21 protein-coding genes are annotated in these 25,058 nt (G+C 61.3%); 6 read left to right on the plus strand and 15 right to left on the minus strand.

Annotated elements, in window-relative coordinates; genetic code table 11:
- The first annotated feature begins 93 nt into the window (after positions 1 to 93).
- On the plus strand, positions 94 to 1,620 hold the full coding sequence (locus tag BLU76_RS05590; RefSeq protein ID WP_092221832.1) for an FAD-dependent monooxygenase: 1,527 nt from the start codon (positions 94 to 96) through the stop codon (positions 1,618 to 1,620).
- Positions 1,621 to 1,645: 25 nt separating this feature from the next.
- Here the strand turns inward: BLU76_RS05590 and yghU are convergent, their stop codons facing one another.
- The 5 genes from yghU to BLU76_RS05615 form a co-directional block, all read right to left on the minus strand.
- Positions 1,646 to 2,485, minus strand: a complete 840-nt coding sequence (gene yghU, locus BLU76_RS05595) for a glutathione-dependent disulfide-bond oxidoreductase (protein ID WP_072338961.1) — start codon at positions 2,483 to 2,485, stop codon at positions 1,646 to 1,648.
- Positions 2,486 to 2,529: 44 nt separating this feature from the next.
- Positions 2,530 to 3,264: a substrate-binding periplasmic protein gene (locus BLU76_RS05600; protein ID WP_092221833.1), complete on the minus strand. Its 735-nt coding sequence runs from the start codon at positions 3,262 to 3,264 to the stop codon at positions 2,530 to 2,532.
- Positions 3,265 to 3,290: 26 nt separating this feature from the next.
- Positions 3,291 to 4,631, minus strand: coding sequence for a diguanylate cyclase (locus BLU76_RS05605; protein ID WP_063321642.1), 1,341 nt, complete (start codon positions 4,629 to 4,631; stop codon positions 3,291 to 3,293).
- Between the two features lies 1 nt (position 4,632).
- On the minus strand, positions 4,633 to 5,391 hold the full coding sequence (locus BLU76_RS05610) for a substrate-binding periplasmic protein (protein WP_092141951.1): 759 nt from the start codon (positions 5,389 to 5,391) through the stop codon (positions 4,633 to 4,635).
- 122 nt (positions 5,392 to 5,513) lie between these two features.
- A complete protein-coding gene (locus BLU76_RS05615) occupies positions 5,514 to 6,509 on the minus strand; it encodes an aldo/keto reductase (RefSeq protein ID WP_092221835.1) in 996 nt (331 codons plus the stop codon).
- A gap of 113 nt (positions 6,510 to 6,622) precedes the next feature.
- On the opposite strand from BLU76_RS05615, the gene BLU76_RS05620 reads away from it, so the two are divergent.
- On the plus strand, positions 6,623 to 7,546 hold the full coding sequence (locus BLU76_RS05620; RefSeq protein WP_092221838.1) for a LysR family transcriptional regulator: 924 nt from the start codon (positions 6,623 to 6,625) through the stop codon (positions 7,544 to 7,546).
- 114 nt (positions 7,547 to 7,660) lie between these two features.
- Here BLU76_RS05620 and phnE (BLU76_RS05625) read toward each other — a convergent pair whose 3' ends face one another.
- From phnE (BLU76_RS05625) to BLU76_RS05645, 5 genes are all read right to left on the minus strand, one after another.
- A complete protein-coding gene (gene phnE, locus BLU76_RS05625) occupies positions 7,661 to 8,428 on the minus strand; it encodes a phosphonate ABC transporter, permease protein PhnE (RefSeq protein WP_092221842.1) in 768 nt (255 codons plus the stop codon).
- Positions 8,425 to 9,252 (minus strand): phosphonate ABC transporter, permease protein PhnE, encoded by an 828-nt coding sequence (gene phnE / locus BLU76_RS05630; protein ID WP_092221844.1) that lies wholly within the window; start codon positions 9,250 to 9,252, stop codon positions 8,425 to 8,427. Before phnE (BLU76_RS05630) ends, phnE (BLU76_RS05625) begins: the two co-directional genes overlap by 4 nt.
- Positions 9,246 to 10,046: a phosphonate ABC transporter ATP-binding protein gene (locus BLU76_RS05635; protein WP_072338945.1), complete on the minus strand. Its 801-nt coding sequence runs from the start codon at positions 10,044 to 10,046 to the stop codon at positions 9,246 to 9,248. The genes phnE (BLU76_RS05630) and BLU76_RS05635 overlap by 7 nt, the downstream gene beginning before the upstream one ends.
- The gene (locus BLU76_RS05640) at positions 10,043 to 10,894 is read right to left on the minus strand and encodes a putative selenate ABC transporter substrate-binding protein (protein WP_014339226.1); all 852 of its coding nucleotides are present in this window, start codon (positions 10,892 to 10,894) and stop codon (positions 10,043 to 10,045) included. Before BLU76_RS05640 ends, BLU76_RS05635 begins: the two co-directional genes overlap by 4 nt.
- 364 nt (positions 10,895 to 11,258) lie before the next feature.
- Positions 11,259 to 12,878 (minus strand): inorganic phosphate transporter, encoded by a 1,620-nt coding sequence (locus tag BLU76_RS05645; RefSeq protein ID WP_092221846.1) that lies wholly within the window; start codon positions 12,876 to 12,878, stop codon positions 11,259 to 11,261.
- A 457-nt stretch (positions 12,879 to 13,335) separates the two neighbouring features.
- Here BLU76_RS05645 and BLU76_RS05650 point away from each other — a divergent pair, with 457 nt between their 5' ends.
- The 3 genes from BLU76_RS05650 (at position 13,336) to BLU76_RS05660 (ending at position 16,893) form a co-directional block, all read left to right on the plus strand.
- The gene (locus BLU76_RS05650; RefSeq protein WP_092221848.1) at positions 13,336 to 14,271 is read left to right on the plus strand and encodes a Ppx/GppA family phosphatase; all 936 of its coding nucleotides are present in this window, start codon (positions 13,336 to 13,338) and stop codon (positions 14,269 to 14,271) included.
- A gap of 254 nt (positions 14,272 to 14,525) precedes the next feature.
- A complete protein-coding gene (locus tag BLU76_RS05655) occupies positions 14,526 to 15,623 on the plus strand; it encodes a carboxynorspermidine decarboxylase (RefSeq protein ID WP_092221850.1) in 1,098 nt (365 codons plus the stop codon).
- Between the two features lie 25 nt (positions 15,624 to 15,648).
- On the plus strand, positions 15,649 to 16,893 hold the full coding sequence (locus BLU76_RS05660) for a saccharopine dehydrogenase family protein (RefSeq protein ID WP_092142723.1): 1,245 nt from the start codon (positions 15,649 to 15,651) through the stop codon (positions 16,891 to 16,893).
- A 655-nt stretch (positions 16,894 to 17,548) separates the two neighbouring features.
- Here the strand turns inward: BLU76_RS05660 and BLU76_RS05670 are convergent.
- Positions 17,549 to 17,977: a DUF1810 domain-containing protein gene (locus tag BLU76_RS05670; RefSeq protein ID WP_092221851.1), complete on the minus strand. Its 429-nt coding sequence runs from the start codon at positions 17,975 to 17,977 to the stop codon at positions 17,549 to 17,551.
- A 103-nt stretch (positions 17,978 to 18,080) separates the two neighbouring features.
- On the opposite strand from BLU76_RS05670, the gene BLU76_RS05675 reads away from it, so the two are divergent.
- A complete protein-coding gene (locus BLU76_RS05675; protein WP_092221853.1) occupies positions 18,081 to 18,923 on the plus strand; it encodes a hypothetical protein in 843 nt (280 codons plus the stop codon).
- Between the two features lie 115 nt (positions 18,924 to 19,038).
- Here BLU76_RS05675 and BLU76_RS05680 read toward each other — a convergent pair whose 3' ends face one another.
- The 4 genes from BLU76_RS05680 to BLU76_RS05695 form a co-directional block, all read right to left on the minus strand.
- Positions 19,039 to 19,737 carry an outer membrane protein gene (locus BLU76_RS05680; RefSeq protein ID WP_092221855.1) on the minus strand — a complete coding sequence of 233 codons (699 nt, stop codon included), beginning with the start codon at positions 19,735 to 19,737 and terminating at the stop codon, positions 19,039 to 19,041.
- 85 nt (positions 19,738 to 19,822) lie between these two features.
- The gene (locus BLU76_RS05685; RefSeq protein WP_063321623.1) at positions 19,823 to 20,293 is read right to left on the minus strand and encodes an SRPBCC family protein; all 471 of its coding nucleotides are present in this window, start codon (positions 20,291 to 20,293) and stop codon (positions 19,823 to 19,825) included.
- A gap of 56 nt (positions 20,294 to 20,349) precedes the next feature.
- Entirely contained in the window at positions 20,350 to 23,778 is a 3,429-nt protein-coding gene (locus BLU76_RS05690) for a polyketide synthase family protein (RefSeq protein ID WP_092221857.1), read from the minus strand.
- A 74-nt stretch (positions 23,779 to 23,852) separates the two neighbouring features.
- Entirely contained in the window at positions 23,853 to 24,944 is a 1,092-nt protein-coding gene (locus BLU76_RS05695) for an acyl carrier protein (RefSeq protein WP_092221859.1), read from the minus strand.
- Positions 24,945 to 25,058: the final 114 nt, after the last annotated feature.

The raw sequence follows: 25,058 nt of genomic DNA on the forward strand, positions 1-25,058 counted from the left end.
AGTCAGCTCGCACGCCGCTCGTTCGTTGACATTCGGCCTTCCTCGACCATCATTAAGTGCCTCCAGAGTCATCACTTCTCCAGAGGCACGAACATGGCACAAACGGACATTCTCATTGTGGGAGCCGGCCCTACGGGATTGGTCCTGGCTTTGTGGCTCACCCGGCAGGGGCTTGTGGTCAGGATTGTCGACAAGAGCAGCGGGCCGGGGGAAACCTCGCGTGCCATGGCCGTCCAGGCCCGCACACTTGAGCTGTATCGCCAGCTCGGCATGGCCGATGCGGTTATCGAAGCGGGGTACAAGACCCCGGCCATGAACATGTGGGCCTGGGGCAAACGCAAGGCGCGGATTCCTCTGGTGGAGGCTGGCGGGGATGTATCGCCTTATCCTTTTGTCCTCATATACCCCCAGGATCGTCATGAGCGGTTGTTGGTCGAACAGCTTCAGTCCCTGGGCGTCGAAGTCGAGCGGCAGACCGAACTGCTGTCCTTCGAGGACCGTGGCGACTACGTTGTCGCACGCTTGAAACACGCCGATGGTCGCGAAGAAACGCTGACGACTGCTTTCCTCGCAGGCTGCGATGGCGCGCGCTCGCTCGTGCGTCATCAGGTGGGAAGCGGCTTCGAGGGCGGCACCTATAAGCAGCTGTTCTACGTGGCGGACGTGTCTGCCAGCGGTTTCGAGCCTGCGGATGAGGCCCATATCGCTTTTGATAAGTCCGAATTCGTATTGGCATTTTTCTATGGCGAAACTGGTCAATATCGCCTGATCGGTACGGTTCGCGACGAGCGCGCGGAACATCCAGAGACGCTGACGTTCAAGGATGTTGGCCATGACGCGATCAACGGTCTGAACATCAGGATCAATGGCGTGAATTGGTTTTCCACCTACCGGGTCCATCATCGCGTCACGGATCAGTTCCGCTGGGGCAGGGCGTTTTTGCTGGGAGACGCTGCGCACGTCCACAGCCCGGCCGGTGGACAAGGCATGAACACAGGCATCCTCGACGCGATCAATCTGGCTTGGAAACTGGCGGCGGTCGTGAAGGGACAGGCGCCAGATGCATTACTCGACAGCTATCAGGCCGAACGCCAGGCGTTTGCGCAAAAGCTTGTGGAAACGACGGACCGGCTGTTCACCTTTGCAACCGCCCAAGGCAATTTTGCCGACTTCGTGCGCACGCGCATCGCACCGCTTTTTGCGAGTGTTGCCTACAAAAGCGAGAACGTGCGTGAGTACCTGTTCCGGATGGTGTCCCAAACCACCTTGAATTATCACGAGAGCCCGTTGAGTGCCGGCAAGGCCGGTGACGTACTGGGCGGTGACCGTTTGCCCTGGGTACCGGTGCCGGGCGCCGATAACTACGAACCGCTCGCCTCCATCGGCTGGCAGGTGCACGTCTACGGCGAGGCCCGGGCGGACCTGAGAGCCTGGAGCAGCCAGCAGCGGATCCCTCTGCACACGTTCACCTGGCAGGATGAGCATCATAAAGCCGGGCTGTGTCGGGACGCCGCCTATCTGCTGCGTCCCGACACCTACGTCGCCCTGGCGGATCCCCAAGCGTCTGCGGCAACGTTGAGCCGGTACTTCAGCGACCGGGGCTTGACGCTGCCGGCTTGAGCGCGTCAGGTGTGGCGATTGGCCCTTAGCCCAGATCCGCAGCCTCATGCCGCTCCGGCACCTGGCTCGCTTCGTCACCCCACGTGCGGTTGACCCGCTGCCCGCGCAGGACGGCCGGTCGTTTGGCAATCGCCTCTGCCCAGCGTTGCACATGGGTGTATTCGTGAGCACTCAGGAATTCGGCGGCGCCGTACACGTTGTTGCGCACCAGTTGGCCATACCAGGGCCAGACCGCGATGTCGGCAATGGTGTAGTCATCGCCTCCCAGGTATTGGCTTTCGCCGAGGCGGCGATCCAGTACGTCGAGTTGACGCTTGGCCTCCATGGTGAAGCGATTGATCGGGTATTCGAGTTTCTCCGGCGCATAGGCGTAGAAATGCCCGAAGCCGCCACCCAGGTACGGGGCAGAGCCCATCTGCCAGAACAGCCAGTTCAGTGTTTCGGTGCGGCCGGCCGGATCGGTGGGCAGGAAGGCGCCGAATTTTTCCGCCAGGTACAGCAGGATCGAGCCGGATTCGAAGACCCGAATGGCGGGTTCCACGCTGCGGTCCAGCAGGGCCGGGATCTTGGAGTTGGGGTTGACCTCGACAAAACCGCTGGAGAACTGGTCACCTTCGTTGATGCGGATCAGCCAGGCGTCGTATTCCGCACCCGTATGACCCAACGCCAGCAGTTCCTCCAGCAGGATGGTCACCTTCACGCCATTGGGCGTGGCCAGGGAATACAGCTGCAACGGGTGTTTGCCAATCGGCAAGGTTTTTTCGTGAGTCGGCCCGGCGATAGGGCGGTTGATGCTGGCGAACTGGCCGCCAGACGGGGCGTCGTTTTTCCAGACCTTGGGCGGAACGTAGGACGCTTGGCTCATCGGGACATACCTCATCGTTTGCTTGTGATGTGATCCCCCAGAGTCTACCGCTGTTCGTTCATGATCCGCGCTACTTCACCGGAAGCCTTGAGCTGCTCGAAAGCGCGCTGGGCCCTGGCGACGACTTCGTCAGGTGTGCTCAGGCTGAACGCCAGGTGGACCCTGTGGGGTTGCTCGTCGAGGGTATAGACCTCTTGCAGGGAAGTGAAATCCACTTGGGCATCCTTGCTCATCAGGCGCGCGGTGTTCTCCGGCATCGGCAGCAGTTGAATCTGGTGATTCAGCAGCTTTTGAAAGTTGTCGTGGTTGTTGGCCGAGATGACCAGCCGGGTAAACCCACGCTGTTGCAGGTAAATCTGCTTGGCGTCATTTCGCACCACACCAATGCTGTACTGCTTGGCATCCTCGAGGTTGTTGACGGCGATGCCTTCACTGTCGCGCATCTTGTAGAGCCGGCTCGCCACCCGATGTATTTCACCGACCCATTTGAACAATTGCTCGCGGGCCGGGGTGCGGTCCAGCGGGAAAATCAATACGTTAGGCTCGTGCAGCGCCTTTTCGTAGGCCCGGGCCCACGGGTACAGCGACAGGCTGTAGTCGGTGAACTGCGCGTTTTTCAGCGTTTGTTCGGCGATGCGAATGCCCGGCCCGACGACCTTGTCGTCACGCTGGTAGGCATAGAGGGAATCTTCGGTCACGACTTCGATCGCCTCGGCGTGGCTTTGCAGGCTGATCGAGGTGAGTAGCAGGCACGAGCAGAGCATTAGGCGATAGTGCATATACAGACCTCATGGCACGTGATGGTTCACAGGGCGATGCAATCGCGCCCTTTATGTTTGGCCCGGTACAGCGCCTGGTCGGCGCGTTGCAGCAGTTGATCGAAATGGTCCATGGTCTCCGGGTCCAGCTCGGCGACGCCGATGCTTACGGTGACAAACGGCGATACCTTGGAGCCGCTGTGGGGCAGTTCACGTTCCGCCAGGCTTGCACGCAAACGTTGGGCGGCCTCGCAGGCCTGGGCGGCGTCGATGTTGGGCAGGACCACGACGAACTCTTCGCCGCCCACGCGCGCAGTCAGTTCGCCAGAACGGCCGAACACGCTGCGCAGGGTCTCGGCGATCTCTTTCAAGCACAAGTCGCCCTGCATGTGGCCGTAGGTGTCGTTGTAGATCTTGAAGAAATCGACATCGCACATGAGCACCGCCAGCGGGGTCTTGTGGCGGATCGCCCGGCGAAACTCGATCTCCTTCAACTCGTCGAAATAGCGACGGTTGGCCAGCCCCGTCAAATCATCGTGACGTGACAGTGCTTCGAGGGCCTGGTTGGCCGCCTTCAATTCTGCGGTGCGCGCCTCGACCAGTTCGGCCATTTGGTCGCGGCTGGCGGCAAGCGCCAGTTCGTCTGAATGCTGGCGCTCCAAATGGGCGCGCAGGTTGTCCTGGAGGGTATTCACCTGGCGTTCGAGCAGGCTCAGCTCGTCTTGGCGCCGCACCGCCCGTTGCAGCTTGAGGTGACGCTTGAGGGTTTGCGGCGCCAGTTCGCCCAGGTGCCGGGCGATGTGCACCACATGCACGGTCACCAGGCGGTTGAACACGGTCATGATCAACCCGGCCAGCAGCAGGGACTGGATGAGTTGAGTGATGACGATGCTGCGTGCTTCGCCCCAGAGGCGCTCCCACAGCAGGTTATTGTCGCCTTCGATGGTCAGCTCGCCGACCTTTTCATGGGCCCCGGCGTAGGGCTGCGCGATGAGTTGGCGATGCAGCACCGGCACCACGCCCGATTGAGCGACGGGGTATCGATTGAGTTCGATGACTTCAGGCGCTTGCCCGGGGCGCAGGATGTTCAGCACCAGGCGTCCCACGGGTGCTGCCATGGCGACGCTGGCGATTTGCTGGTCGAGGGATTCACGGTCCAGTTCCCAAATGGCATGGGCCAGGGTGTTCTGGAACACTTGGTCGATCAGGGCCAGCTCCGAATTCATTTCCGCCAGGTTGTTTTCCCAGGCCATCCAGGTACGCCAGGTGACCATCACCAGGGTAAAAAGCAGGCAGAACAACAGCGTTGCCAGTACCAGGCGGCGTCCCAGGGAGCTGAACGCCTTGGTCTGTGGTTGTGAGGAGGCCGTACGAAAATTGGCATCCATGTCATAACCATTTGCGCAGGATGGCATCGTAGACGCCATTGCGTCGGATGGTCTCCAGGCCCGCACGGAATTTCGCCACCGTATCGGCAGGCGTATTGCGGCTGAACGCCATGCTCAAGCCGTCGGCGCTGCTTAGCTCGGGCAGCGCCAGCGAACGGATCAGCAACTTGTCCGGGTCTTCGCCATTCTGGCGCGTCAGGTACAGCGCGTTGAGCTCATTGGAAATCCACAGCTCCACGTGATCGACCTTGAGCTTGCGGTAGTTGTGTTCGTACTTGGTGCTCGACTGTAGTTCTTCGCCGATGCGAAAACCCTTCGATACCAGGTATTGCTCACCCACGTCCTGATTGACCGTGGCGATCTGGTGCCCATGGGCATCGGCCAGCGAGTCGAGTTTCACCGGCCGGTCCGCCAGCGAGTAGATGTACCACTGCGTCGGGCCGATGCTGCCGACCCACTGGAAAAGCGATTCGCGTGCAGGCGTGCGGACGATCGAGTAGATCAACACGTTGCTTTCATTGAGCGCCAGTTCGTAGGCCCGGGCCCACGGCATGGAATGGATAGGCGCGTCCATGCCGACCTCCTTGAGCACGGCTTGGACCACCTCGGTGCTCATGCCGGTCATTCGGCCGTTCTGCGTCATGTTGTAGGGCGGTAGTTCCTCGGTCACGATGCGCAGCGGCGCCTCTGCCGCACAAACACTTGCAGTGAGGAACATCAGGACGCCCCACACTAGCAGGCGATTCAGCGGCAAACCCATTGATCATTACCCTATGCAACTGGCAGAGCCCGGAGGTCTGGGAGCTATTATTGATAGGGTTATCGGCTGGGCTGGCGCCTGCTTGAATCCGGTCTGTCGAAACCGCCAGCCCAGCCGAAGGATCAACCGTTCAACAACGTCATTGTGTGCGCCTGGTATCGGTCGCCCGCCACGGCACCTTCGCCTGCGAAAATCCCATCCAGCCGGGCCAATTCACCAGCGCTCAACACCACCGAAGCCGCTGCCACGTTGCTTTCCAGGTACTTGCGTTGCTTGGTGCCCGGGATCGGGATGACATGGTCACCCTGGGCCAATACCCAGGCCAAGGCCAATTGCGCAGCGCTGATGCCCTTGTCCAAGGCCAATGCCTTGACCTGCTCTACCAGCACCAGGTTGCGATTGAAGTTGTCGGCCAGGAAACGTGGGTTGAAGCGGCGATAGTCATCGGCGGCGAAATCCTCCGGTGATTTCAGCTCGCCGGTCAAAAAGCCCCGGCCCAAGGGGCTGTAGGCGACGAATGCAATGCCCAGGCGCCGGCACGTATCGAGCACGCCATTGTGTTCGGGCTCACGGGACCACAGCGAGTATTCGCTTTGTACCGCTGCCAGGGGATGCACGGCGTGGGCGCGCTGGATGGTCTCGGCACTGGCTTCGGAGATCCCGATGTGGCGGACCTTGCCGGCCTTGACCAGCTCGGCCATGGCGCCGATGGTTTCTTCGACGGGCACTTCAGGATCGATGCGGTGCTGGTAGTAGAGGTCGAGGTAATCGGTATCGAGACGCTTGAGGCTGCCATCGACAGATTGCCGGACGTAGTCGGGGCGACCATTGACGCCGCGGGCATGGGGATCGCTGCTGCGCACCAGGCCGAACTTGCTCGCCAGGTACAGGTTTTCACGCTTGCCACGCAGGGCCCGTCCGAGCAGTTCTTCGTTGGTATGCGGCCCGTACATGTCGGCGGTGTCGAACAGCGTCACGCCCAACTCCACGGCGCGGTGCAGCGTGGCAATCGCTTCGCGCTCGTCCACGCCCGTGGTGTAGAAATCCGACATGCCCATGCAGCCCAGGCCGATGGAGGAAACCTGAGGGCCGTGATGGCCGAGTTGGCGAGTCTTCATGTTGATAGCTCCTGGAAATGAACGACCTGTGCAGTCTCTATCAAGGGGTTTCCTGGATAAATCCACGATTATTGGTTTAACTATTCGTGATATCTAAATAGTGAGGCGTGAGATTGGACCGATTACAGGCCATGCAGGTGTTCCGGCGCATCGTTGAACTGGGCGGTTTCGGCAAGGCGGCCGATGACCTTGGGCTGCCCCGGGCCACCGTCAGCCTGCTGATCCAGCAGTTGGAAGCCCATCTGGGCGTGCAACTGTTGCAACGCACCACCCGGCAGGTGCGCGCAACGCTCGATGGGCAAGCGTATTACCAGCGCAGCGGCCAGTTGCTGGACGACCTTGATGACCTGGAAAGTTCGCTGTCGGTGCAACGGAGCCAGCCGCGCGGCACCTTGAAGGTGGACATGCCCATTGCCTTTGGTTGCACCTGGATCCTGCCACGCCTGCCGGATTTCTACCGGCGCTACCCGGCGTTGCAGTTGGACATCGGTTTCCACGATCGCCAGGTTCATCTGCAGCGCGAAGGCGTGGATTGTGCAATCCGCGCCGGCAATGTCGTCGACCAGGCGCTGGTGGCGCGCCCCATCGTGCGCCTGCATCAACTGACGTGTGCCAGCCCTGGCTATCTGGCCCGCGCCGGCACGCCCGGGCGGTTGGACGATTTGACGGCGCACCGGGCCATTGGTTTTGCGTCCGGCAATGGGCGGTTTTTCCCGTTTGAATTCGAGGTGGCGGGGCGGCTGCGCGAAATGCAATTGCCCAGTGACTTGAACGTCAACAATGCCGACGCCTATGTGACCGCCTGTGAAGCGGGATTCGGCTTGATTCAGGTGCCGCGTTATCACGTGCAACGGCAATTGGCCGAAGGCCGGCTGGTGCAAGTGCTCGACCGCTACAGCGTGCCGTCGTGGCCGATCTCAGCGGTGTACCCGCCCCATCGACAGTTGTCGCCCAGGGTGCGGGTCTTTATCGACTGGGTGATCGAGCTGTTGCAGGGAGACGCGGCTGCCCAGATGGCACTGATGGAGAGGGTGTAGAGCAGTGCCGAATCGCTGTGGGAGCGAGCCGCTATCAGAGATTCGATCGTTCCCGCGTGGGAACGATCGACAGGTTGTGTGGTTTCACGGAAAGTGTTGGTTTTGCCCAGGGCTTCAAGCCTTGACCCAGCGTTGACGGCTCCAGCTGCTCAATGTGTCGACCGCGAAAACCAGCAGCAACATCGCCAGGATCACCGTGCTGCCCTGGGCCTCCTGGAACAGGCTGAGGCTGACGTAGAGCATTTGCCCCAGGCCCCCGGCACCGACGAAGCCGAGCACGCTGGCCATGCGGATATTGTTTTCCCAGCGGTACAGGACATACGCCAGTAGCTGGGGCAGGAGGTTGGGCAGTGTGCCGTAGCAGAACGCCAATACCGCATTGCCACCTTGCAGGCGGATGGCGTCGGCAGGTTCCGAAGGGGTATTTTCCAGGGCTTCGGCGAACAGCCGGCCGAGCACGCCGGTGGTGTGCAGGGCCAAGGCCAGGGTGCCGGCATTGGGGCCGAGCCCGGCGGCCAGGACCATCAGCGCCGCCCACACCAGTTCCGGAACCGCGCGCAAGGCATTGAGCACCAGCCGCGAAGCACTCTGCAGGGGCCAGCCGAAGCGCCCGGCCGCAGGCAGGGCCAATAGCAGGCCGAACACCGCCGCGAGCAGGGTGCCGAGGGCGGACATGGCCAGGGTTTCCAAGGCACCGTGACCGATGGCTTTCAGGTGGCCCAGGCTCAGGTCCGGGCTGAGAAAGCGCTGCGCATAAGCGCCCATCTGGTGCAGGTTGCCGCTGTCGCCGAGTTCGCCCAAGTCGATGCCCAGGTAGACGAACGAGGCAATGACTGCCGCACCGATGCCCAGGACAATGACCGCGTTGATCAGGCGATTCATGCCAGCCTCCAGCGCAGCAGGCGGCTGAGTTGATCGGCGAGCAGCACCAGCACCAGGAACGTCAGCAGCAGGCTGGCCACTTCACCGCCGGCGAACATTCGCAGCGACAGGTCCATCTGCTGACCCAGGCCTCCGGCACCGACGAAGCCCATCACTACCGAGGCGCGGATGGCGCATTCCCAGCGATACACCGTGTACGACAACAGTTCGGCCGCGACATTGGGCAGGATCCCGTAGCAGAAAGCGGCGAGCCGGCTGCTGCCAGATTGCAAGAGCGCATGGGCCGGACGCTGGTCGACCGACTCGTAGATTTCCGCGTAGACCTTGCCCAGCATGCCGCTGTAGGTAATGGCGATCGCCAGTACGCCGGCCGTGGGACCGAGGCCGACAGCACGGACGAAGAGCAAGGCCCAGACGATTTCCGGGACGCTGCGCAGGAAGATCAGCAGGCCGCGCACAGGCCAGCGCAGCAGTTGGCCCCAATACCCCGGGTGCCCGGCACGGGAGGCCGCCGACAGCGACAAGGCGCGGCTGGCCAGCAGGCTCGCGGGCACCGCCAACAGCAGCGCCAAGGCCATGCCGGCCGTGGCGATCGCCAGCGTCTGCAAGGTGGCTTGCCACAGCAGTTCGACAAATTCGTCGCCATGGGCTGGAGGCCAGAAGGCCGCTAAAAACCGGCCCATTTCGCTCTGGCTGTCCCCCGCCACCAGCACGCGAAGGTCCAGTTCGCTGAACTGGATGCCTGGCCACAGCAAGACGAGGGCCAGCAGGGTGAGCAGCAGGCGCGGGCGGGTGGCGGGGTCTCGGGTATCGCGTGTCAGCATCGGGGGATCTGCACGCTCAAGGAAGAGGGGGGTGGTGTTGGTGAAGACTGCAGTTGTTCGTTGGCGTAGAGCGTGTCGAGCAACGAACGGTCGACCGCCTCGGTTGGCAGGTCGAACAGGATCTGCCCGTCCCGCAGGCCGATGACCCGGGAAAAGTGCGCCAAGGCCAGATCCACCGCATGCAGGCTGGCGACCAAGGTGACGTTGTGTTCCCGGGCGTGGCGGCAAAGCACCGAAAGCGTGTGCTCGGCCAATACCGGGTCCATGGCCGAAACCGGTTCGTCGGCCAGCAACACCTCCGGTGCCTGGTACAACACCCGGGCAATGCCCACGCGTTGCAGTTGGCCGCCGGACAGCTGCTGGCATTGGGCGAACAGTTTGTCGCCCAGGTCCAACTGGGCCAATGCCGCCCTGGCACCTGGAATATCCAGCGGGTGCAACAGGTTCAACAGGCTTTTGCCGACGCCCCACTGGCCGAGCTTTCCGGCCAGGACCGCCGTCACCACACGTTGGCGCGGCGGCAGAGGGGGCGATTGGTGGATCAGGCCGATGCGTGCGCGCAGGCGTTGACGCTGGCGGGCAGACAGCTGCCAGGCGCGTTCGCCGAGCAACTGCAGCTCGCCGTTACCCGGGCGCAGGGCGGTGGCCAGCAGGTTGAGCAGGCTCGACTTGCCCGCGCCGGACGGGCCGATGATGGCGACCTGCTCACCGGCGCCAATGTGCAGGTCAATGCCCCGCAGCGCCTGGACGCCGTTGGCATGGGTAACGCTGACCTGGGTCAGTTGCAGGGTCATTTGAGCAGTTCGGCGGCGCGTGCGGCTTCCTCGATGCCCTTGTAGTTCTCAGGCTTGGTTTCGATGAAGCGACTGGCGGCCTGCAGATCGAGGATTTCCTTGTCCTTCGGGTTGGCCGGATCGAGTGCCAGGAAGGCTGCCTTTATCTTGGCCGCCAACGCTGGGTCGAGGGTACCGCGCACCGTCCAGTTGTAGTCGAAGTAGGCAGGGGTGGTGGCGAAGACCTTGACCTTGGTCGTGTCGACCTTGCCGGCAGCGACCAGCTTTTCCCAGACACTGGCGTTCAGTACGCCAGCGTCCACCTTGCCGGCCTGGACCCAGGCGACGGTGGCGTCATGGGCGCCCGAGTAGCCCACGCGACTGAAGTAGCTTTCAGGCTTGATGCCGTCCTTGAGCATGAAATAGCGCGGCATGAGGCTACCGGACGTCGACGACACCGAACCGAAGGCAAAGGTCTTGCCCTTGAGGTCGGCGAGGGATTTGACGGCCGGATCGGCGGTGATGAATTTACTGGTGAACTGGGCGTCCTGTTCGCGCTGTACCAGGGGAATGGCATTGCCGGTTTTCAGGCGTGCCTGCACGAAGGTGAAGCCGCCCAGCCAGGCCATGTCGATGCGGTCGGTGGCCAGTGCTTCGACCACGGCGGGGTAGTCGCTGACAGGTACGAACTCGACTTTCATGCCGGTTTGCTGTTCCAGATAGGCACCCAGCGGCTTGAACTTGCGCAGCAGCTCGGTCGGGGCCTCATCGGGAATCGCACTGACTTTCAAGGTGTCAGCGGCCTGGGTCAGCAGGCTGCTAAAAGACAGGGCAACGCCGACGGCCAATGCCAGGGAACGCTTGAGCATGGAGGATCTCCGGTACATGAAGGCAAGGAATGGTGAAGCATCACGCCCACGGGGATGGCGGTACGCCGCTCTGTGAGGGTAGACGAAGGAGAGCGATATTAACCGTTTCTGGCCTTGAACTCACTCATTCCCCCGTGGCGAGGGAGCTTGCTCCCGCTGGCCTGCGCAGCAGGCCCCAGCATGCTGACAGGCAGACCGCATTGTCTGGTTTTGCGACTGCTGCGCAGCCGAGCGGGAGCAAGCTCCCTCGCCACAGGTTCTGGGTTGTCTGGGTTGACGCTATCGCGAGCAAGCTCGCTCCCACAGGGGGGAGGCGGGCGGGAGAACCGGGGCCTCGTCGGGTGAGGCCTCGGCGAATGAGAGGTCAGAACAGCTTGGTGAACAACCAGTAGAGGCTGCCGGAAAGGAGGATGGCAGCAGGCAGCGTCAGTACCCAGGCCATCACCAGGTTGCGAATGGTGCGCATCTGCAAGCCCGAGCCGTTGGCGACCATGGTGCCGGCCACGCCGGAGGACAACACATGGGTCGTGGACACCGGCAAACCGAACATGTCGGCGGCGCCGATGGTCAGCATGGCGACGGTTTCGGCCGAGGCACCTTGGGCGTAGGTCAGGTGGGACTTGCCGATTTTCTCACCCACCGTCATCACGATGCGCTTCCAGCCGACCATGGTGCCCAGGCCGAGGGCGATGGCCACGGCGATTTTCACCCACAGTGGAATGAACCGCGTGGAATTGTCGATCTGCTGTTTGAACAATTGCAGCTGGGCGCTGGTGTCGGCGTCGAAGTTGCCGACCTTGTTCTTGTCCATCAGGCGAATGGTTTCGCTGGTCAGGTACATGTCGTTGCGCACGTTGCCCACGGCTTCGGCGGGGACCCTGGCCAGCGAGCCGTAACCCTTGACCTCGGCGCCAATGCTGCCGGTCATCGCAGCCAGGGCCGGAACCAATTGCGGCGTCGCCTCCTTGCTGCCCACGTAGGTGGAAAGGATCGCTCGCGGATTTTCCGGGGCCGGCAGCGGCGAGTGCTTGACCAGGGCTTGCTGGGTGACTTGCGCCACGGCGGCGAATTGCAGTGCCTGGTCGGCCGGCATGGTGCGGTTCAGCGCATACGCCATCGGCAGGGTGCCGACCAGAATCAGCATGATCAGGCCCATGCCTTTCTGACCGTCGTTGGAGCCGTGGGCGAATGACACGCCGGTGCAGGTCAGGATCAGCATGCCGCGTATCCACCAGGGCGGCGGAGTATTGCCTTCCGGGGCCTTGTACAGCGAGCGGTTCTTGACGAAGGCCCGCAGGGCCAGCAGCAGCAAGGCAGCGCAACCGAAACCCACTAGCGGCGACAGCAGCAACGCATAGCCAATCTTGGTCGCTTGGGCCCAGTCCACACCGCTGGTGCCGTCACGCCCGTGCATCAGGGCATTGGCGACGCCCACGCCGATGATCGAGCCGATCAGCGTGTGGGACGACGACGCCGGCAAGCCCAGCCACCAGGTGCCCAGGTTCCACAGGATGGCGGCGATCAGCAGGGCGAAGATCATGGCGAAGCCGGCAGAGGAACCGACTTGCAGGATCAGTTCCACCGGCAGCAGGGCGATGATGCCGAAGGCCACGGCGCCGCTGGAGAGCAGCACCCCGAGGAAGTTGAAGAAGCCCGACCAGGCCACGGCGAAGTTCGGCGCCATGGAGTTGGTATAAATGACGGTGGCCACGGCGTTGGCGGTGTCGTGGAAACCGTTGACGAATTCGAAGCCAAGGGCAATCAGCAGCGCCACGCCCAACAGCAGGAACGGTGTCCAGGTGGTCACCACGGTGCCCAGTTCGTTCATGTCGTGCATCAGGCTGTAGGCGGTAAACAGCAAACCGCAGCCCAGCACGGCGAAAAACACCACCAGGGTGATTACACTCGGCTTGTGGTTGAGCTGCGGTCTTGAACTGGGGGCGATGGAACTCGATGAGTCCATGACCAGGGTCTGGTTTGTCATGATGAAATCCGATTCGGTGAGCAGTGGGGTTGTAAGGCTCGGTGCCGGGCATCCCTGGCGGGCTGTGAAAGTCCCGGGGCACGATACGCGTCGGTGGCTTCGGACTGCGCAAGCATCTTCTTGTCGTCCCGCTGTGGCAGTTCGATGGCCGGCAATCGCACCGCTTCATCCACGCTAGTTGCAATTTGTTACATGGCGGTGACTGACATCTGTGCTTCACGCGTTTTCCCCTGGCTAAAACGTTTTTCCCAAGGGGAGGTCGGCAAGATTGGGTTTATCGATTGCGCTCGACCGCGCAAGGGGCGCCCGGAGTTTCCCCAACAAGCGTCTGCTTGCATGGCAACGTGCAAGGTGTGTCATCCAGGTGTCATCGAAGCTATGGCAGGATCTTCGCAAACCATCGTGGGAAGTCCGGCAGCGCCTGTGCCTGCTGGCTGATGAAGCAAGGAACACCGCTATGAAAGGCGACGCCCCCCTGTTCGCGGCCATTGACTTGGGCTCTAACGCCTTCCGCTTGATGATCGGCCAGTCGGTCAAGCGCAATCGACGCCTGGTGATCCAGGAAGTGAAAACCCTGCGTGAGCCGGTCCGATTGGCCGAGGGCCTGCAGGCCGGGGCGTTGGACGAGCTGGCGCTGGATCGGGGCTGGCAGGCGCTCGCCCGATTTGGCAAGAAACTGCGTGGCTTTGAGGCCGCAAGGGTGCGGGCGGTGGCGACCAGTGCCGTGCGCGAAGCGGCGAATGCCCAGTTGTTCCTGGCCAGTGCCGAGCGGCACCTGGGGTTTCGGATCGACGTGCTGTCCGGGCATGAAGAGGCCCGGCTGGTATATGCCGGTGTTGCCCATACCGTGCCCGGTGTCGAGCGCACGCGGCTGGTGGTGGACATCGGCGGTGGCTCGACCGAACTGATTCTGGGGCAGGGCGCTCAACCGCTGCTGACGGAAAGCATCGCCATCGGAAGTGGCACCTTTGGTGCGCGTTACTTTCGGGGCGGAAGCATCACCGCCCAGGCGCTGTTGGAGGCTGAGCGGGTGGCGGTCCTGCAGTTTGAACAAGTCGCGGCGGGTTATCGCGCCCAGGGCTGGCAGCAGGCAATCGGTTCTTCCGGTACGGCGCGGATGTTGGCCAAAGTGCTCAAGGCCAATGGTTTCAACGATGTTGGGCAAGGCGGCATTACCTACGGTGGATTGTTGCGTCTGTCGCTGCGGTTGCTGGAAGTCGGCCATGTCGACCAGCTCAGCCTGGCCGGCTTGCAAAGCCATCGCCTGGGCATCCTGCCCGGTGGCCTGGCGATCATGCTGGCGGCATTCAAGGTCTTCGGTATCTCGCAAATGATTGCTTCCGAGCCGGGCCTGAGGTTCGGCGTGCTGCATGGCCTGATGCATCAGCACTGAACACCGACGGTTGTTACCCATTGCCGTCTATCAGCGATGGCTCAATTTCGAGCATCGACGCCTCTTCGGCGACCCCTTCTTTACCAGATCATCCAGCATTTCATCGCCTGGGCAGTCGGTACGTCCGGTGATCGCAAAGCGTGGGCCTGGATCAGGATGATTGCGTGAACGGGGCTTTTCGCTCTTTCGATATGCAGTCAGTGAAGGCACAATGCGCATCCTTTTTTGGCTCGCCTTGCCCGGAGGCCTCGAAAATGATCAAAACGCCGTACTACCTCATCGACAAACAAAAGCTGCTGGCGAACATGCAGAAGATCGCCTATGTGCGTGAGCAGTCCGGGGCCAAGGCCTTGCTGGCGCTCAAGTGCTTCGCCACCTGGTCGGTGTTCGACCTGATGCAGCAGTACATGGACGGCACCACGTCGTCGTCGCTCTATGAGCTCAAGCTCGGCCGGCAGAAGTTCGCTGGCGAGACCCACGCCTACAGCGTCGCCTGGGCCGACGATGAGATCGAGGAGATGCTCGCCAACTGCGACAAGATCATCTTCAACTCCATCGGCCAGTTGCAGCGCTACACCGAGGCGTCGGCCGGCAAGGTCCGCGGCCTGCGGGTCAATCCGCAAGTGAGCAGCTCCGATTACCTGCTGGCCGACCCGGCGCGCCCCTTCAGCCGTTTGGGCGAATGGGATCCGGTGAAAATCGAGCAAGTCATCGAGCATATCTCCGGCTTCATGTTCCACAACAACTGCGAGAACGACGATTTCGGTTTGTTCGACCAGATGCTGGGCACTATCGAAGAGCGCTTTGGTCACTTGCTGCATAAGGTCGAGTGGGTCAGCCTCGGTGGCGGCATTCACTTCACTGGCGAGGGCTACGCTCTGGACGCCTTCTGCGCACGGCTCAAGGCTTTCTCGCAGAAATATGGCGTGCAGGTCTACCTGGAGCCGGGCGAGGCCGCGATCACTCAGAGCGCGTCGCTGGAAGTTACCGTGCTCGACACGCTCTACAACGGCAAGCACCTGGCCGTGGTGGACAGCTCCATCGAGGCGCACATGCTCGATCTGCTGATCTATCGCCTGGACGCCAAGCTGGCACCGAGCGAGGGCGAACACACCTACATGGTGTGCGGCAAGTCCTGCCTGGCCGGAGACATTTTCGGCGAGTACCAATTCGATCGTCCGCTGTCCATCGGCGATCGGCTGTCGTTCATCGACGCAGCGGGCTACACCATGGTCAAGAAAAACTGGTTCAACGGCCTGAAAATGCCGTCCATCGTAGTGAAGCAGCTCGACGGCAGCGTCGAGGTGGTTCGTGAGTTTGTTTACGACGACTATCTGTCCAGCCTGTCTTGAGCTGGCGGAAGGAGAAATGAAGAAATTGAAGAAGAACGTACTTATCATTGGTGCAGGAGGTGTCGCCAAGGTGGTGGCCCACAAGTGCGCGCAGCACAACGACGAACTCGGTCGTATTGCTATCGCGTCGCGCAACATCTCCAAATGCCAGGCCATCATCGACAGCGTCAAGGCCAAGGGTAGCCTCAAGCAACCCGCCGACATCAAGGCCTTTGCACTGAACGCTCTGGATGTCGAAGCGACCAAGGCGCTGATTCGCGAAACCGAGTCGCAGATCGTCATCAACGTCGGCTCTGCCTTTCTCAACATGTCGGTGCTGCGTGCCTGCATCGATACCGGCGTGGCCTACTTGGACACCGCCATCCACGAAGAACCGGGCAAGGTCTGCGAGACGCCGCCCTGGTACGGCAACTACGAGTGGAACCACCTCCAGGAGTGCCAGGAAAAGAACATCACCGCCATTCTCGGCGTGGGCTTCGACCCGGGCGTGGTCAATGCCTATGCGGCACTGGCGCAGCAACAGCATTTCGACCGCATTGATTCGATCGATATTCTCGACGTCAATGCCGGCTCCCATGGCAAATATTTCGCCACCAATTTCGACCCGGAAATCAATTTCCGCGAATTTACCGGACAGGTGTGGAGCTGGCAGGACAGCCAGTGGACCAGCAACACCATGTTCGAGGTCAAGCGCACCGACGACCTGCCGGTCGTAGGCTCGCAGAATCTGTACCTGACCGGCCACGACGAAGTGCACTCGCTGTCGAAGAACCTCGACGTGCCCAACGTGCGTTTCTGGATGAGCTTCGGCGAGCACTACATCAACGTGTTCACCGTACTGAGGAACCTCGGCCTGCTCTCCGAGCAACCGGTCAAGACCGCCGAAGGCCTGGAAGTCGTGCCGCTGAAAGTGGTCAAGGCCGTGCTGCCTGACCCGAGTTCGCTGGCGCCGGGCTACACCGGCAAGACCTGCATCGGCGACCTGGTCAAGGGCGTCAAGGATGGCCAGCCGCGCGAGATGTTCATCTACAACGTGGCCGACCACGAGGACGCCTACGCCGAAACCGACAGCCAGGGTATTTCCTATACCGCAGGTGTGCCTCCCGTGGCCGCAGCCTTGCTGGTGGCCCGTGGCGAGTGGGACGTGCAGCGCATGGTCAACGTCGAGGAGCTGCCTGCCGAGGCGTTCCTCGAGGCGTTGGATGTGATGGGCTTGCCGACGCGCATCAAGGACGAGCATGGAGACCGTCCCTGGAACCAAAACGCCTGAAGGACGCCAGGCAGGTTCCGTTCCGACTCTCCCGATAGGAACTCTTGAAGAAATGCTCCGTATCGAAAGGTACGGGGCATTTTTCGTTTATGACATTGATCGCTCCCACGCTCTGGTGGCATCCCGTGACGCTCTGCGCCACCTGCCAGAAGCGGAACGCGGAGCGTCCCTGGCGGCATTCCCACGCGGAGCGTGAGGAACGATCTTCCACGGCCTCCGCGACCCGATCGTTCCCACGCTCTGCGTGGTAATGCATTCCGTGACGCTCTGCGTCACCTGCCAGAAGCGGAACGCGGAGCGTCCCTGGCGGCATTCCCACGCGGAGCGTGAGGAACGATCTTCCACGGCCTCCGCGACCCGATCGTTCCCACGCTCTGCGTGGTAATGCATCCCGTGACGCTCTGCGTCACCTTGCAGAAGCGGAACGCGGAGCGTCCCTGGCGGCATTCCCACGCGGAGCGTGGGGAACGATCGGTCACCGCCTCCGCAACGTCGGCTCAAGGAAGGTCCTTGAACGGTGCGGGTTCGTGCCTGAAGCGCTGTCGGGTGGCGAGGAAATCGAGGGCGGAGGCCGCTTTGTGTTGTCGATCTAGAACGTTAATCCGCGCAGGAGCGCCATTGGGCCACGTGTACTGCCAGCGTCCATGTTCCGTAATCAGACATTCCTGCTCTCCTGCTCCTTGAGCAGATCCAGTGTCCTTGAGTCGACCACCAGCCCACCCTCCAACGCCTGGGCATACACGGATTGCCCGCCCGCAGCCGCTGCAAAAAGCGTCATGCAGGAGGCGAACTTCATGGCATCGATGGTCCCGAGGAGCGTCTCCAAAGCGGCTCCCGAGTCCAGTACGGCACGAGTCGCGCGTTCGAGTCGCGGTCCCAGAAGCGGGTGCTGCAAATAGTCACGCGCCTCGTCGATGCCGCGCAGGCCATAGTAGGTGGCGTTCTCACTGACGCCCAGGCCGCGTAATTGCGGAAAGATGAACCACATCCAATGGCCTTCCTTGCGGCCACGCCGCAGTTCCAGCAAGGCATGGTCATAGGTAGAGGCTTGCGCCTGGATAAAACGCTCCAGTGATTCGGTCATGCGAGCCTCCGATAGGGTTTCAAGGTTGAATAATGGACCAGACAAGGTCAGAGCCTATAGCACACTTGCGCTATAGCGCCGTTCTTCAGTCGTCCCATAACCTATGAGCGTTATCGGTTTTTCGATCGATCGCAATGAGCACATCGGGACAAGGATCTGTTTTTTGAAAAGCACACCTGCCAGAAAGTCCAACGTCAATCCGGCTTGGCGCAAATGCCTGGCAACGGCGGTCACCGCCTCGACCTTTGCCGTCAGTGGCTGGGGGGCTTTTAGCGCCGATGCGTCGGCCTCGACCGCCAGTGCAACGTCTTCTGCGGCTTGTACCAACGAAGTGGACTTTCAGGCCGGGACAGTGGTGGAGTATGAAAGCCGTGACAACCTGTCATCGGCCATCAGTCGCGGCAAAACCGAGACGTTGGGGCGCGAGGCATTTGCCGACGCCAATCCGGTGGCTTCGGTGCACACGTCGTACTTGAACAACGCGCCGTTCTTTCTGACGACCACTTTCGCCGAGATCAAGGACGGTCGACTGATTCGTTACGGTGATCGCCATGGCGCCGGGGCATCGTTGGTGACCACCACCTACGAACCTCCCGCTTCCACACCGATTGATCTGCAACCCGGGCAGACCGTCACCGTCAGCTACAAAAACAAAGCCGTGAGCGCCGGGGCGACCATCGAGTTCGATGTCGTCGAGAAGCTGACTTATAACGGTCGTGAAACGATCAAGACGGCCCTCGGTACGTTTGATACCTGCAAGTTCACCAATGAAATCTCTACCGTTTCGGCTTCCGCTGCGCAGCCGAAAAACGTGGTCGTTGTGCAGAATTGGTTTCCCGCGGAGGGGCCTTACCGTGGCCAGTCGATCCGATCAGTCACGCCGCCGGCCAACGGCGTTGCGCAGAGAATCAGTGAAGTCATCAAGATGCAGTATGGGGCTCGGTGAACGTTGTGTTTCGGGCCAGAAGATTTGCCGGAAAGGCGGCAGGCGCCAGGCATTTTGCGTTAGTCGGGATGATGATTGACGCCTGGCCAAAGCCAGGCGCCGATCCGTCTAGCGCTTACAGCCAGTACCGCAGGCCGAGCATCAAGGATTGGGCGTTGTATTCGGTTTCCACGTCAGCCGGGGGCAGGCCCTGGATTTGGCCGAAGTTCGCTTCGCCGGTCTTGAAGTAGCGGTAATCCAGGGACATGGACCAGTGGTCGCTCAGCTCGTAAGCGACGCCTGCGCCGAGTTGCCAGGCCGAGACGGTGTCGCGATGGGTGCCGCCGAACTCGACGCCCCCGGCTTCCAGGCCCTTGATGGTCAGCACCGCGTAGCCCAGGCCACCGCCCACATAGGGTGTGAACCGGCTCAAGGGGGCAGGCAGGTTCGGGATGTCATACCAGAGGTTGGCCATGAGGCTGCTGGCTTCCTCTTCGCCTTTGCCCTCGATGCTGCTCCCGCCCTCGTAGATCCGGTTATTGAATTGGTCCAGGGTGTTGCGGCGGTAGCTCAGTTCCACCTCGGGCCGTAGCCCGACCGGGAACCGCCAGCCCAGTGCCAGCCCGGTGGCGTAGCCCGAGTGCAGCGGTTGGTTGTATTCCATCTCGACGAAATCATTGTTGTTCTGGGTCAGGTCCTGTTTGGAGACCCAGTTCACGCCGCCCATGCCACTGATGTAGGGGCCGAGGTTGTCGGCGAAACTCGGTGCTGGGGCAATAGCCCCCAGGCCAACGATTGCCATGAGCAGATACTGGGTGTTTTTTTGTAGGTTCATGCTGGATCCGAAATGTACTGTTATCGATAAGTAAGCAAAGCGAGTCCGGGAAGGCGCGTTCTGCACGCATGCTTCCGGAAGGCATTCACACGAGGTGCAAAGGCGTCGCGGTTTTCTCGTGTCCTGGGGTGGCGATGGCCCGTTGTTCAGCCAGCGTGCACAGGTTGTCCAGTGCCGTGGTCATCGCTGCGGTCAACGCTTTGCGCAGCAGTGCGCGGTACAGGAAACTCAACGGCCCGGAAATTTTCGCGCTATGGATGACATGGGTTTCGTCGGGAGAAAGCCTGCGCATCTGATGATCGAATTCGAGGTCGATCCACAGCAGCCGTGCACTGTTGCGATAGCTTTCGTGCAGGCTCACGGCTTCCAGTTTCAGTGGCATGTTCAAGCCGTTCTTGAGCACACATTTGCCGCGTGTCCCCGCCTGGAAAGGGCCGTCGAGCTGACACTGGCGAACGTCGGTATCCCATAACGGCGCTTCTGCAAAATTGCTCCAGATCTTCCAGATTTCAGAAGGGGGCGATTTGACTATGACTTGCACTTTGACATCGTTCACGGCGACACCTTGGTTGTGGGGGGCACGGTCATGCGGAGGGCAGATCCATTCAATGCTCAGGCCGCCGGTGCGGATTGACTCAGCACCTGGGCGGTAATACTTGCTTGACCGATTTTTTCACCCCGGTTGAACAGATCGATATAGATGCGGTTGGTCTTGAATGCCTGGAGCGCCGCATCAAAGCCGGCTTGCGGCGCCAATGACAGCGGGCTGTTCCTGGGGATGGGGCGATCCAGGGTGAAGCTCAAGGCCAGCAGATTCATCGGGGTGTTGAGTGGAATCCGCAGATGGCTGTGGGCGATCTGCATGTAGCACTGGCGAGCGACTTCGAGGAAATACACCATCGAATAGTGCTCGGGATCACCTGCCTGGAAGAAGTGCTCCTGCGGCAGTTTCACGGTGTCCACGCTCAGGCCCTGGGCGACACCGCTCATGTCACTGACGATGACGTTCTCCTCCCTGGCCTTGTGCAACAGGGCCCTGTTACGGCACGGCGTGGCGGTGAATTCGCCGGCTGGCGATATCTCGAACGCCGAGCTGTAGGCCATCCCGAGGACGCAGGTGCACATCACTTTCCCGGCCTGCATGACCTTCGCGTTGAACACCTGGGGATCCTGGCCTTGCTCGACGTGCAGATCGATCACGCCTTGCTTCTGTACGTATTGCTGGAACTTGATTGTCAGGGTCTTGATGTAGGCGACCCGTCCGCTCAGAGGGGGCATCGCCAGTTCGATCAGTTGCAGCACGCCCTCGAGCAGCAAAATGCCCGGGACGTGATCCAGGGGATGATCGAAGAAGTACGGGTGCGCTTCATCCACCACGAGCTGGGCGTGCAGCGACTGTGGGCTGCGCTGGGCGTTGGCGATCACGATATGTTCCGCACTGCGCTGCCAGCGTGTCGGGCGCTGGGATGTGTCGCCACGGTGCAGGGCGAACAGGCTTTCCATGGCGCGAACCCGCACCCGCAGCCCGGAGAGCAAGGTGCTGGTGAGCATGTCGCTGAGTTGCTGCACGTCGACGCCATCGTTCTGCGGTTCGCGAACCACGCTGACAGGCCGGGCTGGCGTGATGACCTGCTGCAGTTCGTGGGATGACGAATGGGCAAAGCGCAACATGAAGGGATGCTTGATGGGCGAGCTGGCTTCGGCCGCCGCCGGGCTCCATTGGCGAAGTTTTTCGGTAAACAGCCACATCACCGTCTTGCCGGCATCGCGCACCTCGATCACCGAGTGGGTCGTGCCCTTCAACATCACCGCCAACAGGGTCTCGATGCCACTGGCTTCAGCCAGGAAGCCGGTCATCTCCTGCAGCGATCCGCTGGCAGGCGTCGCAGCAGGCTGCAACTCACAGACGTCAACGTTCGGATAGTCGCTCGGCGCTTTGCCCAGCCGTTGGCAAGCCTCTTCCAACGAGTCGGCAGCGTGGGCGAGGACCGCCGCGCGGATCACCAGCAAGGGTTTGTCAGCGGCATCCGGTTGATAACGACGCAGCGCGATCAGCCCCAGTCCTTCACCTTGCGTGATTGTGTTGCTCCGGGCGCGCTCGACCTCGATTTCACCGCTGAAAAAACGCCCTGCGCCGAGCAGCAGCGTGGTGATGCCATCGTTGAACCATTGCGGCGAGGCCAGCAGGGTTTGCCAGAACAGTCCCGCCGTGCCGACCAGGGTCTGATGGAAACCCTTGAAGTCAAAAATCTGCGCCGGGTAGCCGGACAACATGTTCGGCAGCATGGTTGCCACGTCCGTCACCTCGACGCCCGGTGCCGTACCTTGCGCCCGGGAGTAGAAGTTGTGGGCGCTGCTGTAGGCATTGCTGAAGCGCTCGCCGCCCATGTTGCAGCACATGACCATCGCAGTGCCGGGCGAACCGGCCACGCCTGGCAAACGTCGCAGCAGATGATTGACGCGATCGGTGATCAACAGCTTGAACGGGTCGACATGAGCCAATGGCTTGGGACCCATGCCAAAGCCATCGATATCGATAACGTGGTCTTGGGCGAGGAATTTCCCCAGCAACGGTTGACCGGGCGCCGGGGTGTAATCAACGAAGCGCCCATAAGGGAACATGACCGAGGAGGCGGCGGGTTGATCGAGTTGCTGTTGGAATGACTGCAAGGAACGGTGGCTGCCCAGCGCTGCTTCAGCCTCGACAATGGCAAGGTCGAGCATTACCACGCCACTGGCGCTCGCCGGGGCGGTCAGGGGGGCGGCAAAGTGGTTGTCGGGAATGTATTCATCCACCACCAGGTGCGCGTTGGCGCCGCCGAAACCAAAACTGGAGATGCCGATCCGGAGTGCGGATCGATGATCCTCCAGGGGCTGTACCTGCTGGGTGGCAAGTCGCAGGCAGGTCTCGTCGACCTTGGTGCTGGGGCGGTAACCGGGCTGCGGGGGAATGCCTTTATGGCGCAGTATCATCAAGGCCTTGGCGAGCGAGGCCCCTCCGGCGGCGGCCAGGGGATGGCCGATGACCGACTTGATCGAACCGATGATGATTTTCTTGCCGTCCGGACGATGGGGGGCAAAGAAGCTGTTCAGCGAGGCCAGCTCCGTTGCGTCCCCTAGCGGTGTACCGGTGCCGTGGGTCTCGATGTAGTCCACATCGCGTGGATCGAGGCCGCGATAGGCACGTTGGTAGGCCGAGTACTGGGCCTGTTTGCCTGGCGCAAACACCGAGCCTTCGGCGCCGTCGGCGGACATGCCCAAGGCGCGCAGCACGCCCAGGGGACGACGCTGCGCTGTCAGGGCCTGGGCGAGCGGTTCGACCAGAAAGGCCACGGCACATTCGCCTGGCACGATGCCGTCGGCGTCCTGGCCGAACGCTTCCATCCGCGCGCGGGCGGAAAAAGCCGTCAACTGCGAGAAACCCAGGAACAGCGCGGGTGGCAGCACGGTGTTCAGGGCCATGACAATCGCGTTGTCAGCCTGGCCACTGTTGACCAGCGCCTGGGCCATATCCAAGGCATAAGGGAACGAACTGCACGCGGTGTCTACCGATAACGCCGGTCCACCCAAGGCAAAGGCCGCCGCCAGTTCCGCCACTTGCTCACCCGGTGTAAAGCCCGACGGCGTGTCGGTTTTTCCGGATACGCCGGTGACGAAATAGCTCTCGTCGCTCCAGGAGGTCGCGACCACCAGCGCGGTGCGCTCCCTGCTCAGCGCCGAGCCTTGTCCGGCGAGTTGGGTGAGCAACGTCTGGAGCACTTTCTTGCCGATGGCGACCTGTCGTCCTTCGTGCCGTGACGGGGTCGAAGCGTCATCGGTCAGGCAAAAAGCGCTGTCCAGGTACGTGCGATCCTTCTCGCCGGCCTTGGTTGAATAGATCGACGCCTTGTCCAATTCCCAACGTGTCGGCATGGATTCGATCGGTGCGATCTGCCCTTGCCAGAGCAACTGCCAAAGAGCATCCGTGGACGGCGCCCCCGGAAACTCGCCCGCCATCGCGCTGAAGCAGAAATCGCCCATTGTTGTTACTGCGCCACTCATACCTGTCTCCCTGATCGCCAAAATGCTGGGTGACCTGTTCGATCACCCGGATTCCATTCCTGTTGCTGCTGGGCTCAGCTCAGCCTGGCCAGCAGCGACAAGGCATCTTGAGGAGTGCGACGGGACATCAGCGCTTCACCGGCAAACTCGCTGGCAGAGCACTGTTGCGCCATGGATTGGCAGAGCGCCTCGCGGGCAAAGCCGTTGAGGCCCAGTTGTGCGAACGGCGTCTGGATGTCGATCGACTGCGCTGCGTCCGGGATCAACGGAGACAGGGCATTGAGCAGCAGGTTTTCTTCCTGCCCCTGAGTGTCCGTCGTGGCAGCTGAAGGCTCGACGCCAGGCGCTGCCTGCGGTGTTGGATCGGCCAGGGCGGCTTGAATCAGGACAATGGTTGCCTGCGGGAGCTTGGCGTTGGCCAGCTCGGAACTGTGGGCCTTGAGTTGTGGCCACATGGCGACTACCGACTCCAGGAAGTCCAACTGCACCAGTGAATCAAGGCCCAGGCTTTCATAGCTTTGTGACGGGTCGATCTGCTCAACCGTAAAGCCGGTGATGGCCGCGAGTTGGTCGAGCACCCATGCTTGGACATCCACCGTTGGTGCCTGCGGATCGGCTTCAAGCCGTGCCAGCAAGGCGGTCGGGGTAGGGGCATCGAAGAGCTGCGAGGTGAGGTCTTTCTTTTCCGGGAAGTGCTGGGCCAGGGATTCGAAAATATCGACCAGCCCCAGCGAGTCGATCCCCAGGCTCTCGAAGCTCTGATCGAAGTCGATCTGTTGCGGCTGGAAGCCGGTGACCGTGCTGATTTCGGCACGCAACCATTGCCCGTAGTTAAGTGCATCTGTCTCTTCGACGGCTTCGACGACAGGCGCCGGCGCCAGTATGGTCGGGTTCAAGTGCACCGGCTCCAGCACGGGAACACTCTGGTTGACAGCTGCTTCGGTCCCATTGGCATAAACGCCTTCAAGGACTTGTTGATGAGCATTGAAATAATGCGCAGTGACTGTTTCAGCCTGTTCCAGCAGTCGCAGCAATATTGCTTCTTTGGCGACATTGGATTCGCACAGTGAATCAATAATCTTTTCGGAAAGAGAGAAATAGCTATGGGCTATTCTCCCATTGGATACGATGAATTCCTGCACAACATCGTTAAGTTGCAAGCGCATAAAGTTCTCCTAACCAAGTCGGTCGATATTTCTATAAGTAAGAAAGATCAAAAATCATGGCCCAGGGCAGGGCCTTGTTTATATCAAATCATCAAACTGGCAGTAGCCATGGAG

This window comes from Pseudomonas sp. NFACC08-1 (assembly GCF_900106735.1).
Taxonomy (GTDB): Bacteria; Pseudomonadota; Gammaproteobacteria; order Pseudomonadales; family Pseudomonadaceae; genus Aquipseudomonas; species Aquipseudomonas fluorescens_Q.

Coding starts and splice junctions, on each gene's coding strand:
- BLU76_RS05590 (WP_092221832.1), top strand. CDS start 94: ATGGCACAAACGGACATTCTCATTGTGGGAGCCGGCCCTACGGGATTG.
- yghU (WP_072338961.1), bottom strand. CDS start 2,485: ATGAGCCAAGCGTCCTACGTTCCGCCCAAGGTCTGGAAAAACGACGCC.
- BLU76_RS05600 (WP_092221833.1), bottom strand. CDS start 3,264: ATGCACTATCGCCTAATGCTCTGCTCGTGCCTGCTACTCACCTCGATC.
- BLU76_RS05605 (WP_063321642.1), bottom strand. CDS start 4,631: ATGGATGCCAATTTTCGTACGGCCTCCTCACAACCACAGACCAAGGCG.
- BLU76_RS05610 (WP_092141951.1), bottom strand. CDS start 5,391: ATGGGTTTGCCGCTGAATCGCCTGCTAGTGTGGGGCGTCCTGATGTTC.
- BLU76_RS05615 (WP_092221835.1), bottom strand. CDS start 6,509: ATGAAGACTCGCCAACTCGGCCATCACGGCCCTCAGGTTTCCTCCATC.
- phnE (WP_092221842.1), bottom strand. CDS start 8,428: ATGAATCGCCTGATCAACGCGGTCATTGTCCTGGGCATCGGTGCGGCA.
- phnE (WP_092221844.1), bottom strand. CDS start 9,252: ATGCTGACACGCGATACCCGAGACCCCGCCACCCGCCCGCGCCTGCTG.
- BLU76_RS05635 (WP_072338945.1), bottom strand. CDS start 10,046: ATGACCCTGCAACTGACCCAGGTCAGCGTTACCCATGCCAACGGCGTC.
- BLU76_RS05640 (WP_014339226.1), bottom strand. CDS start 10,894: ATGCTCAAGCGTTCCCTGGCATTGGCCGTCGGCGTTGCCCTGTCTTTT.
- BLU76_RS05645 (WP_092221846.1), bottom strand. CDS start 12,878: ATGACAAACCAGACCCTGGTCATGGACTCATCGAGTTCCATCGCCCCC.
- BLU76_RS05650 (WP_092221848.1), top strand. CDS start 13,336: ATGAAAGGCGACGCCCCCCTGTTCGCGGCCATTGACTTGGGCTCTAAC.
- BLU76_RS05655 (WP_092221850.1), top strand. CDS start 14,526: ATGATCAAAACGCCGTACTACCTCATCGACAAACAAAAGCTGCTGGCG.
- BLU76_RS05670 (WP_092221851.1), bottom strand. CDS start 17,977: ATGACCGAATCACTGGAGCGTTTTATCCAGGCGCAAGCCTCTACCTAT.
- BLU76_RS05675 (WP_092221853.1), top strand. CDS start 18,081: ATGAGCGTTATCGGTTTTTCGATCGATCGCAATGAGCACATCGGGACA.
- BLU76_RS05680 (WP_092221855.1), bottom strand. CDS start 19,737: ATGAACCTACAAAAAAACACCCAGTATCTGCTCATGGCAATCGTTGGC.
- BLU76_RS05690 (WP_092221857.1), bottom strand. CDS start 23,778: ATGAGTGGCGCAGTAACAACAATGGGCGATTTCTGCTTCAGCGCGATG.
- BLU76_RS05695 (WP_092221859.1), bottom strand. CDS start 24,944: ATGCGCTTGCAACTTAACGATGTTGTGCAGGAATTCATCGTATCCAAT.